The organism is Pelomonas sp. KK5, assembly GCF_001984095.1.
Classification (GTDB): Bacteria; Pseudomonadota; Gammaproteobacteria; order Burkholderiales; family Burkholderiaceae_C; genus KK5.
Map to the genome: position 1 here is coordinate 1 of NZ_LYVQ01000212.1, position 11,750 is coordinate 11,750.

Annotated in this window: 7 protein-coding genes; 4 read left to right on the top strand and 3 right to left on the bottom strand. The window is 70.6% G+C overall.

Features of this window, described 5'->3' with window-relative positions:
- A partial coding sequence (locus B0W88_RS24925) for a serine/threonine-protein kinase (protein WP_144006947.1) occupies positions 1 to 1,237 on the bottom strand: 1,237 nt, incomplete at its 3' end.
- A gap of 185 nt (positions 1,238 to 1,422) precedes the next feature.
- Between B0W88_RS24925 and B0W88_RS24930 the strand changes: the two genes are divergently transcribed.
- Both B0W88_RS24930 and B0W88_RS24935 read left to right on the top strand, forming a co-directional pair.
- Entirely contained in the window at positions 1,423 to 2,865 is a 1,443-nt protein-coding gene (locus tag B0W88_RS24930; protein WP_077037309.1) for a cytochrome P450, read from the top strand.
- Positions 2,866 to 2,893: 28 nt separating this feature from the next.
- A complete protein-coding gene (locus tag B0W88_RS24935; RefSeq protein WP_077037310.1) occupies positions 2,894 to 3,208 on the top strand; it encodes a UBP-type zinc finger domain-containing protein in 315 nt (104 codons plus the stop codon).
- A gap of 4 nt (positions 3,209 to 3,212) precedes the next feature.
- Here B0W88_RS24935 and B0W88_RS24940 read toward each other — a convergent pair whose 3' ends face one another.
- Both B0W88_RS24940 and B0W88_RS24945 read right to left on the bottom strand, forming a co-directional pair.
- Positions 3,213 to 4,238 (bottom strand): aldo/keto reductase, encoded by a 1,026-nt coding sequence (locus B0W88_RS24940; RefSeq protein WP_077037311.1) that lies wholly within the window; start codon positions 4,236 to 4,238, stop codon positions 3,213 to 3,215.
- Between the two features lie 101 nt (positions 4,239 to 4,339).
- Positions 4,340 to 5,770, bottom strand: coding sequence for a serine/threonine-protein kinase (locus B0W88_RS24945; RefSeq protein ID WP_077037313.1), 1,431 nt, complete (start codon positions 5,768 to 5,770; stop codon positions 4,340 to 4,342).
- A gap of 159 nt (positions 5,771 to 5,929) precedes the next feature.
- Here B0W88_RS24945 and B0W88_RS24950 point away from each other — a divergent pair, with 159 nt between their 5' ends.
- Entirely contained in the window at positions 5,930 to 9,418 is a 3,489-nt protein-coding gene (locus B0W88_RS24950; protein WP_077037312.1) for a hypothetical protein, read from the top strand.
- A gap of 29 nt (positions 9,419 to 9,447) precedes the next feature.
- Positions 9,448 to 11,750 (top strand): hypothetical protein (locus B0W88_RS24955; protein WP_144006948.1); only part of this gene is annotated, 2,303 nt, incomplete at its 3' end.

Sequence of the window (11,750 nt, forward strand, 5' to 3'; positions counted from 1 at the left end):
GCACCAGGGCGCCGAGGCCCAGCATCAGCGGCATCTTCGAGGATGGTGCCGGCGCTGCCGTGGCGGCGGCTTCGTCGTCCTGCTGCTGTTGCCGCGGGCGCAGCGCCGGGGCGGGCGAGGGCGCGCGGGCCGGCGCCGGCGGGCGCACTTCCAGCCGGGTCTTCTCGTCCCCGCTCATGCCGGTGGCGTCGCCGCGCAGCACGATCTGCGTCTTCTGCGCGTGGTGCGGCATCTCGGCGTCGAGGCCGAGGTCGGCGCGCAGCTCGCCGATGGTCTGCGTTCGCTCCTCGGGCCGCACGCGCAGCGCCTTGTCGATGGCGCTCAGGAAGCGTTCGCTGTAGCGGCCGGCGGCGGACTCGACCAGCGGCTGGTAGTTGTCGCCCATCAGCCGGCTCACCGAAGGTGGCGGCGTGCGGCCGAGGATGGCGAAGTGGATGGTGGCGGCCAGCGCGTAGACGTCGGTCCAGCCGCCCTGTTTCATGTTGGGCGTCTCGGCGTACTGCTCGACCGGCGCGTAGCCGGGCTTCAGGATCACCGTCAGCGCCTGCGTCATGTCGCCGATCACGCGGCGCGCGGCGCCGAAGTCCAGCAGCAGCGGGCGGCCGCCGGCGTTCAGCAGGATCACGTTGTCCGGCGCGATGTCGCGGTGGTAGCAGCGCTCCTGGTGGATCACCGCCAGCGCCTCGGTCAGCGGGGCCAGCAGGCCCATCAGCCAGGCCTCGTCGGGCGCCTTGCCCAGGGCCTTGAGCCGGTCCTTCAGCGTGGTGCCCTCGTAGAAGGGCATCACCATGTAGGCGGTGCCGTTGGCCTCCCAGAAGCGGTAGACCTTCACCAGCGAGGGGTGGTCGAAGCTGGCCAGCAGTTTGGCTTCGTTGATGAAGCTCTTCATGCCGGCCTCGAAGGTGCCGCGATGGCGCTCGGACTTCACCTGCACCTGCGTGGCCACGCCGTTGGACAGGGTGCGCGAGGCCAGCGAGGAGGGCATGTACTCCTTCAGTGCCACGCGGCGCTCCAGCGAATGGTCCCAGGCCAGGTAGACGATGCCGAAGCCGCCCTCGCCGAGCACGCTGTTGACCTCGAACTCGCTGAGATAGGTCCCGATCGGCAGCGCATTGCCGCTGTCGCCGGCGCTGCTGTGGCCGGCGGTGGTGGTCGCGGGCGCCGGCGGCGGCGCCTTGGGCGGGGCGATGATCTGCGTGCGGTCGTCGTCGGCAGGGTTGCTGGACTCGGTGCTCATGGGCGGGTGCTGTGTAGGGGGCCGTGCACGCCGCGGGACGGGCACAGGTCCGGAAGTTGTGATCCTACTAACTTTTAGCTTCAGCGCACCCGTAATTGGCTGGGGGAAGCCCTCGTCCATCTTGATGAGGCGTCGATTGCGGCGGCCGCGCATCATCGTGGCCCTGGCCCCGCAGGAGCTTTCCCATGCACGCAACGGCAACCCCGTCATCGGCCACGGCGCCCCGCGCCTACGAGGATCTGCCCGGCCCGCGCGGCCTGCCCCTGGTCGGCAACGCACTGCAGATCGAGCCCGGCCGCTTCCACCAGCAGCTGGAGGCCTGGGCCGGCGAGTACGGGCCCTACTTCCGGCTGCAGCTGAAGGAGCGGCGGGCCATCGTCGTCAGCGAGCACGAGACCATCGCCGCGGTGCTGCGCGACCGGCCTGCCGGCTTCACCCGCTCGCGCAAGCAGGCGGCGATCTGGGCCGAGATGGGCCTGCCCGAGGGCCTGTTCATGGCCGAGGGGCCGGCCTGGGAGCGGCAGCGGCGCATGGTGATGTCCGCCTTCGACCCCGCCCACATCAGACGTTACCTCCCTGCCATGCGCGAGGTCGCCGGCCGGCTGGCGCTGCGCTGGCAGGCGGCGGCGCGCGAGGGCCGCGCGCTGGACCTGCAGGCCGAGCTGATGCGCTACACGGTGGACACCATCGCCGGCCTGGCCTTCGGCGAGGAAGTGGACACGCTGGGCGGCGGCGACGACGTGATCCAGCGCCACCTGAACGCGATCTTCCCGACCCTGTACCGCCGCGTGCTCGCGCCGGTGGCGATGTGGCGGCTGCACAAGTCGCGTGCCGACCGGGAGCTCGACGCCGCCATTGCCGAGGTCAAGGCCGCGGTGGCCGGCTTCATCGCCCGCTCGCGCCAGCGCATGGCCGCCGAGCCGCAGCGGCGCGAGCAGCCGAGCAACCTGCTGGAGGCGATGATCGCCGCCGGCGACCAGGCGGGCAGCGGCATCGACGACGAGCAGGTCGCCGGCAATGTGCTGACCATGCTACTGGCCGGCGAGGACACGACGGCCAACACCCTCGCCTGGATGCTGCACCTGCTGTGGCGCCACCCGCCGGCGCTGCAGCGGGCGGTGGACGAGGTGCGGCAGGTGCTGGGCGACACGCTGCTCGAAGCGATCACGCCCGAGCAGCTCGGCGCGCTGGACTACCTGGAGGCCTGCACCCACGAGACCATGCGGCTCAAGCCGGTGGCGCCGATGCTGCCGCTGCAGGCGGCGATGGACACGCGCATCGGCCCGGTGGACGTGCCGGCCGGCGTGGTGGTGCTGCTGCTGATGCGGCACGACGGGCTGGACGAGGCCCGCTTCTCCGAGCCGCGGCGCTTCATGCCCGAGCGCTGGCTGCAGGCCCAGGCCCAGGGGGCCAAGCGCGTGGCCATGCCCTTCGGCGCCGGCCCGCGCATCTGCCCGGGGCGCTACCTGGCCCTGCTGGAGATCAAGCTGGCGCTGGCGATGCTGCTGAGCCGCTTCGAGATCACCGCGGTGGACGCAGCGGGCGAGGCCGGCGAGGCCGCCGAGCTGCTGGCCTTCACGATGCAGCCGGTCGGCCTGATGATGCGGCTGCGCGAAGGCATGGCATGAGCGGAGCCTTCACGACGAAGGAGCCGCCATGAGCCAGCACAAGTCCTGCACCCATACCGACAGCATCACCCGGGTCACGCCCAGCGCCCTCGGCTGCGAGGAATGCCTGAAGACCGGCAGCCGCTGGGTCCACCTGCGCCTGTGCCGCAGCTGCGGCCATGTGGGTTGCTGCGACGATTCGCCGAACCGCCACGCCCGCGCCCACTTCAACACGACCGGCCACCCGGTCATCGAAGGCTACGACCCGCCCGAGGGCTGGGGCTGGTGCTTCGTCGACAAGGTGATGGTGGACGTGGGCGAGCCCACGCCGCAGCGGGGGCCGATCCCGCGCTACGGCGGCTGAGGGCTCAGCCGCCCGCCAGCTGACGCCGCCGCTGCTCGCCCTGGCGTTCCAGCATCCAGCCCGGATACTCGCGCGGCAGTGCGCTGACCTCGGCCAGCGCGGCCAGTTCGGCCGGCTCCAGCGTCACGCCGACGGCGGCCAGGTTGTCTTCCAGCTGGTCCTCGCGCTTGGCGCCGATGATGACGCTGGTGACCACCGGCTGGTGCAGCAGCCAGGCCAGCGCGACCTGCGCAACGCTGATGCCGCGCTTCTCGGCCATCGGCCGCATCGCGTCCACGCAGACGGCGGCGCGCGGCCGGTCCACCGGCGGAAAGTCGAAGCTGCTGCGGCGGTCGCCCTCGACGATCGGCTTGCCGCTCAGCAGGCCGCCGGCCAGCGGGCTCCAGACCATCAGCGCCAGGCCCTCGCTGGCCATCATCGGCGCCAGCTCGCGCTCCAGGTCGCGGCCGGCGACGGTGTAGTAGGCCTGCAGCGACTCGAAGCGCGCCAGGCCCAGCCGCTCGGCGATGCCCAGCGCCTTCATGATCTGCCAGGCGGCCCAGTTCGAGACGCCCACATAGCGCACATGGCCCTGCTGCACCAGCGCGTCGAGCGCGCGCACGGTCTCCTCGATCGGCGTGGCCGGGTCGAAGCCGTGGATCTGGTAGAGGTCGATGTGGTTCAGCTGCAGGCGCCTGAGGCTCGCCTTGACGCCGTCCATGATGTGCAGCCGCGAGGCGCCGCGCGAATTGGCGGCCTTCCTGCCGGTCTCGCCGAAGACCTTGGTGGCGACGATGACGTTCTCGCGCGGCACCTTCAGGTTCTTCAGCGCCTGGCCGGTGATGGTTTCCGAGAGACCGTCCGAGTAGACGTCCGCGGTGTCGATGAAGTTGATGCCGGCGTCCAGCGAGCGGCCGACCAGGCGCTCGGCCTCGGCCTGCTGCAGCCGGCCGATCTGGCTCCACAGGCCGCCTTCGCCGCCGAAGGTCATCGTGCCGAGGCACAGCTGGGAGACGAACAGGCCGGTGCGGCCGAAGGGACGGTAGTGCATGGGGCGGGCTCCTGGCGGCAAGAAGGGAGCGGCGAGTATGGCCGCGCGCTCGCAGGCCCTGGCGGCCGTGCGGTCTTGTGCGTCAGGCGCCCGCGGGCGGGTCAGGCGTTGAGCTCGCGCTCCAGCGCCGCGCGGTCCACGCCCTCGGCCGCGTCGAGCAGTTGCGCGACGAACTGCGAACGGCTCTGCGAGCGCTCGGCCGCGCGCTTGACCACCACCTTGGCGATCGGGCCCATGTGCCGCGTCAGCACCTGCAGCGCGCGGACCCTGAACTCCTCGCTGAGCGGCGCCGTCTCGTCGCCGACGCGGGTGGGCGCCGGGGGCATGGCCGTGCCGCCGCTCCGGCCCAGCGCGGTGGCGCCGCTGCGGGGCGCCGGCGGGACCGTGGTGCCGGTGGCGGTGGCGATGAACAGCGCGCGCTGCTTCTCCTCGCCGATGTGCTGGGCCACGGCGCCCGCCAGCGTGGGCACGTCGTGGCAGCGCTTGGCGGCCTCGCGCACCATCAGCCGCGCCATCGGGCCCACGTAGCCGGCCAGCGTCCGCTCGATGCGGCTGAGCACCTGCGCGTCCCAGCCGGTGGGCGGGGCGGAGCGGGTGCCGCTGGTGCTGTGGCCGGAGGCCGGAGGCGCCGGCGGCACGGCGGCTGCGGCCACCGCGGTGGCCCACTGGCCCGGCGGCACGATCACGGTGGCGTCGTGCGCCCCGTGCAGCGCGGCGGCGGCCAGCGCGCGGCGGAACTCGGTGACGCTCTGGAAGCGCTCGGCCGGCTGGCGCGCCATCGCGCGGGCGACGACCGCGTCGTAGGCGCTGCCCCGGCCGCCCAGGGCGCCCGGAGGCTCCGCCGCCTCGTTGATGATCTTGTACATGACCTGCTCGGCCGTGCCGCCGAAGGCCGGGCGGCCGGACAGCATGCGGTACAGCAGCACGCCGGCGGCGAAGATGTCGGCCCGGTGGTCGATGCCGATGCCGCGGTACTGCTCCGGCGCCATGTAGCCGGGCGTGCCGATCATCGAGGCCACCTGGGTGAGGCCCAGGTTCTCTATGCGGGCGATGCCGAAATCGGTCAGCTTGACCTGGCCGTTAGCGGTGATCAGCAGGTTGGCCGGCTTGATGTCGCGGTGCCAGACGCCCTGGGCATGGGCGGCGGCCAGCGCGTCGAGCAGCTGGTCCATGATCTGCAGCAGCTGCGCCTCGGGCAGCAGCGGCGTGCCGGCCAGCACCTGCTCCAGGTTGCGGCCCTGCACGAACTCCATCGCGATATAGGCCTGCTCCTCGTCCTCGCCGAAGTCGTAGATGGCGACGACGCCCGGGTGCGCGATGCGCCCGACCGCCTGCGCCTCGTTGCGGAAACGCGCGGCGATCGAATCAGGCTCGGCCTCGCCGATGCCGCGCAGTTCCTTGTGCACCGTCTTGATCGCCACCACGCGCTGGATGTGCGGGTCGAAGCCCTTGTAGACGACGCCCATGGCGCCCTGGCCCAGCACCTGGGTGATGGTGAACTTGCCGATGCGCTCCGGAACCGCTGACTTCATGCCGGCAGTATCGGCCGAAACGTCCGGGGCCATAACGCCGGAAACGTGCGGAGTTTGCGATTCCTGAACCCGTGTAAATACGAAGTTATGTGTCTCCCGCTGCGAGGCCGGCGCCGGTATATTGGGCCGCCCTTCTGGCAGTTACAGGACGTAAGCGACATGGCTGACGAACTCGACCAGCAACTGATGTGGTGCAACCGGGCCCGCATGATCCTGCAGGTGACCAGCGGGTCCAAGCAGAAGGCGGTCGTCAAGTTCGATACCGAACTGGCCAATGTGCAGGTCAAGCTCGAGAAGCTGATCGAGATGGCCGGCGCCAATACCCCGGTGGTGAAGGGCTTCGTCGACAAGCTCGGGTCCATCGCCGTGCTGGCCAGCGGCCTGCGCGATGCCAGCGACCCCAAGTACGCCGGCAAGAAGGGCCAGGAGGCGCTGCGCAAGGAGGCCAAGGAGATCACCGCCAAGCTGGAATCGCTGGGCAAGGAGATCGACAAGTCCAAGCCGGCCAAGGAGATCCTGGAGGCCCGCACCCGCCTCTTCACCAACTGCGCCAATGCGCGCAAGCGCCTCAAGGAGCTGGGCTCGCAGGAGAAGTCCAGCAGCACCGAGGTGCAGGAACTGCTCGCCTTCATCGAGAACGCCGAGCAGAACGTGCGCACCGAGGAGGCCTACCAGCAGCCGGCCGAGTGCGACAAGGCCACCCGCGTGATCGCCGAATGGCTGGGCCGGCTGACGCTGAAGCTGGAGAACCAGGCCAAGGGCGGGCGCCAGCTCGACGAAGCGCAGGCCCGCGCCAAGCCGCTGGTGGAAGACCGGGCCGGCACCGCCCAGCGCGTGCTGGCCGAGGGCCTGACCACCGGCCAGATGACGCCCGAGATGAAGACGAAGCTGGAGACCACGCTGCAGCAGATCGAGCTGAAGGGCGCCGGCGGGCTCTGGACCGAGGCGCTGGCGCTGTGCAAGACGCTGCCCAGCGCGGCCGAATGCAAGAAGGCCTGGCTGATGACCAAGAAGGAGCTGAGCAGCAACTTCGGCCCCGAGCTGCGCGACTGCGAGAAGGCGTTGAACACGCTGGCGCCGCTGCTGGAGCCCTCGGTGCTGGAGCAGGAGCACACGAAGCTGAACCAGCTGTACACCCGCGGCGGCGCCAAGCTCTCGGTGCAGCAGACCACCCAGCTGCGGCTGGAGATGAAGAACCTGATCGAGGGCTGGAACGGCCGCGCGATCGCGCTCGCGAAGGACAGGCTGGGCCTGGGCGATCGCATCCGCCAGCTGACCGATCGCGTCAACACCAACGCCCCGCTGGTCTCGCTGCCGCAGAAGGCCGAGAACGCGCGGCAGCTGGAGCTGGTGACCAGCCTGCACGACCAGCAGCTGTTCGCCGGCGGCGTGAAGGCGGCCGACACGCTGGACAAGCAGCTCGACGGGCAGAAGGAGCTGGTCGCCCAGGGCGGCGAATGGGCGAAGCTCGCGAGCGGGCTGCAGCCGCTGGTGCAGCAGCTGAACGTGCGCGCCGGCCAGCAGGGCATGCCGCCGCAGCTGCAGGAGCATTCGCGACGCCTGTCGGTGGCGCTGGGCAAGGCGGGGGTGGAGCGGCTTTCGCTGGTGCGCGACTGGGCGGCGCTGCTGGCCGCGCACGGCGAGGCCACGAAGTTCCTTTCCGGGGCCGAGCAGAGCGTGCAGCAGTTCGCTGCCTTCAACAGCAAGCGCCAGCCGCTGGACGACCAGGCGGCCAAGGAATGGGCCAAGGTGGAGAAGGCCTTCACCGATTTCGAGAAGGTGGCCGCCAAGGCCAAGATCGACGCCGCTGCGCTGCTCGCCCCGCTGCGCCAGGCGCTGCGCACGCTGAAGGGCGGCTGGGCCGAGTGGCTGGCCAATGCCACGGCCGAGGATCCGGCCCGGCTCAAGCAGGCGAGCGACGGTGCCGCGGCGCTGGTGGAGAAGGTGCTGGCGCTGAACAAGCCCGAGACGCTGACGAACGAAGGCAAGCGGCAGCAGGAGGTGCAGGCCGGCCAGCGCTTCGCCGCCGCGCGCGAGAAGTTCCAGACCACAGAACTGGCCGCGCTGCAGCTGGTCGATGCCGTGAAGGCCCAGGCCCTGCGCCAGCGCCTGGCCGAGCTGGCGGACAAGACCGAGTCGGACGATCCGGTCGTGGCCTGGGACAAGCGCAGCGAGGCTCTGGCCGGGCTGGTCAAGGAGGCGACCACGGCCACGCGCGAGTCCGGCGACCGGCTGGCGAACATGAACCGCACGCTGGTCGAATCGGTGCAGGCGCAGGAGGAGAAGCTCAAGACGCTGCGCCAGGCGATGAAGACCAAGGGTCTGGACCTGAAGAAGTTCGCCCCGCTGCTGGACGGGCTGGACACCGAGGTGGCCAACCTCAAGGTGCTCACCACCACCGGCAACTTCAGCGCCGCCCAGGTCAACAACAAGCTGCTGGGCAAGTTGATCGAGCGCATCGACCAGGTGGCGATGCTGGTCGAGCACGGCAGCACCTTCGAGGACTACACCCGCACGCTGCAGCGCAGCCAGGAGACGCTGGACCAGTTGGTCGAGGACGGCCTGGGCAATGTGGCGCCGCAGACGCTGGCGGCGCTGAAGGAGCAGCTCGCCACGCTGAAGACCGGGCTCTACGGCATGGAGCCCGGCCCGGCCGCCGAGGCGCAGCGCGGCATCGCGCTGGCGCTGGACACGGCGGGCAAGGAGCTGGCCGCCATCCGGCTGCAGCAGGACAAGGCGGTGGTGGCCGCCAACGACTGCCTGCGCCGCGTGGCCGCCTTCGCCAAGCTGGGCGTGGCAGAGACCTACCGCAAGTCGCTGGAATCGCGCATCGCAGCGGCCCGCAATCGTGCCGCCACGGCGAGCGAGCTGGCCATGGCGCTGACCGACTTCGAGGGCATCCAGGCCGAGCTGGCCGAGCTTGAGAAGAACCCCGATGCCGCCTATGCGCGCCAGAAGAACGTGCTGGCTGAGCAGCACGCCACGCTGAAGCTCAAGCGCGAATGGGAGAGCCGGCTCTCCGTCGTCAACACCAGCGTGATGGGCCGGCTCGACAAGGCGCTGAAGAGCGGCGGCGACAGCAGCCAGAAGGACGAGGTCAAGCGCATGGTCGCGATGGCCGAGAAGGCCGTGAAGGACGGCAAGGACTACGAGCGCGGCCTGCGCCTGCTGACCCAGGTGGAGGGCCGCGTCGCGCAGGTCGAGCGCAACCCGGAGGGCACGGCGCTGGGCGACCGCAAGGCGCTGCCCAAGCATGTGGAGGGTTATGCGGCCAATGTGGTGAAGCTGCGCCAGGCGATGGAGACCTTCGTCGCGCAGTCGCTGGCGCAGGTCGCGTCGCCGGAGCGCAAGACCGAGGTGGAGACCGCACTGCGCAAGAAGGTCGAGCCGCTGGCCAACCAGCTGAATCCGGGCCTGTTCACCGGCCCGATGGCGGTGCTGGCGGGCGAGGGCAAGCCGGCCGGCGAACGCCGCGCCGCCCGCGAGGACGCACTGGCCCGGCTGCGCGGCGCCAGCACCTTCCTCACCACCCATCCGGTGATGCTGGACCTGGCCCGCAACCCGGTGGCCCCGCTGGAGGCCGACATGCGCGCGCTGGACGCCTCGCTGACGCGGCTGGAAGCGCATCTGCGCGCCGCGGTCCGTTGAACCTCAGAGTTATTGAGTAGGGCACTCCCATGAGCAAGCAGACTGCCTGGATCGAGCTGTTCAGCGGCGTCGTCATCGACGAGCCCGACACCGAGGACCGCCGCGGCAAGCTGACGGCCGCCGTCGACAAGGCCGCCGCCGCGCAGGCCGTCTTCCTGCGCCGGCAGAAGGCCCAGGCCGATGCGCTGGCGGTGGTGCGCGAGAAGTTCGACACCATCAAGGGCGAGGTCCAGCAGGTGATGTCCGAGAAGATCAAGAGCGGCCCGTTCAAGGGCAAGAGCTTCCTGGACGTCGAGAAGGGCCAGGTCGACGAGATCGACATCGAGGACATCACCGCCGAGGCGCAGAAGTCCGGCAAGCCGCCGCTGCCCAAGGACCTCACCGCCAAGCTGCTGAAGCACGGCAATGCGGTGGCCGGCCTGGGCGTGGAGCTGCGCGAGGCGCGCTTCAAGCCCGACCCCGAGGTGGACAAGGACGAGCCGCTGTTCACCAACGCCGAGCTGCAGGCCGAGTTCTGGACGCCGGTGATGCGCGAGCGGGCCTTCCCCGAGGGCTTCATCGCCGCGCCCTGGTCTGCCACCCAGCAGATGCTGGACCAGACCACGGCGCTCTACCAGGAGATGGTCGAGCAGAAGAAGATCGCCGGCGAGCTGACGCCGGACCGCGACTTCTTGAAGGACGCATTGGAGACCGGCGCCCAGGTGCTCAGCGTGGGCGCCGAGGCGCTGAAGGGCTTCGACGGCAAGCAGATCGAACTGGCCAAGGAGATCCTGGAGACCGGCAGCGAGGTCATCAACTCGATGGGCGAGGTGCGCGACAAGCTCAAGAACACCGAGTTCACCGACGCCGCCTCGGTGGCGCTGGACATCTGCGGCTCGCTGGCCTCGGCGGCGCTGAAGGGCGCGGGCGTGGACAGCAAGATCGTCGACGCCACCACCGGCGCCATCGGCGCGGGCAGCTCGGCCATCCTGCTGGGCAAGACGCTGAACCAGGTGCGCCTGGGCGAGGCCGATCTTTCGCAGGCGCTGACACAGATGGGCGACGTGCTGGCCAAGGCGCTGACCACCGCGTCCGACGGCACCGCAGGTGCCACCAAGGACGGCCTGGCCATCGCCGCCAAGGCCGCGCCGACGCTGTTCAAGGCGCTGGGCCTGGGCACCGACCTGCCGGAGCTGGTGCGCAACGGCGACACCAAGAGCGTCATCGACCGGCTGGCCGAGATCGCCAAGGACGTGCTGGCGCAGTTGCCCGGCCTGGACAAGCTCGGCGTGGACCTGGGCCAGGTGGTGGACCTGAGCGCGGCGGGCCTGAACCTGGCGGTGAAGACCGCCTTCGCGGTCAAGAAGGGCGAGTACGCCAAGGCCTTCAACGAGGTGGTCGCCGAGGTCGGCGGCAAGCTCGGCGACGTGCTGAAGACGGCCGGCGTGGACGAGGGCCTGGCGGGGCAGATCGTCAAGCTCTACCAGGGCGCGTCCTCGGTGCCGCAGGCCATCGATGCGCTGCGCCAGGATCCGCCCAAGGTGCACGACGCGGTCAACGCGCTGGCCGGCGGCATCCAGAGCGCGCTGGGCGGCAGCGGCGACAAGACGCTGGCCCAGGTCGGCGAGGGCCTGGCCAAGGGCATCGGCACGCTGGTGGCCGCCGACCAGGTCCGCAAGCTCTATACCGAGGGCAAGTACGACGAGGCGGTGAAGCTGGTGGCGAGCCAGCTGGAGAGCGGCGTGGGCCGGCTGTTCGGCGCCCTGGGCATCCAGATGCCGGGCGGCGGCTCCGACGAGGGCGGCGGCCAGCCCGACTCCGGCGCGATGGACACGCTGAAGGAGCTGGTCGGCAAGCTCAAGAGTGTCAAGGTGGACCCCGCGCTGGTGAAGGAAGCCTCGACCTTGATGCAGAAGAAGAAGGACGAGGAACAGGCGGCCGCCGACGTGGCCGAGGCCGAGGAACTGCTGGCCCAGGCCGAGCTGGATCTGAAGTCGCTGAGCCAGGCCCAGCGCACCGGCGCCGAGGCCAGCAATATCGAGCAGATGATCGCGGACCTGCTGCGCGACCGCATGATCCTCAAGCTCGCCACGCAGATCGCGCAGGGCGGCGCGGCCTTCCTCGCGCAGTTCCTGCCGGGCCTGGGCGCGGCCAGCGCGGGCATCAAGCTGGCGGCCTCGCTGTTCGCCGCGGGCCAGCGGGCCAAGCAGCTGGACGAATGGATCCGTTCGCAGAGCGACCTGCAGAACGCGCAGAGCGCGCTGTCCTCGTCGGCCGCCAACTTCGTCAAGAACCAGGGCCAGCAGCTGGCCCACTACTCGGCCCAGGCCTTCTTCGCCGCCCAGCTGAGCCG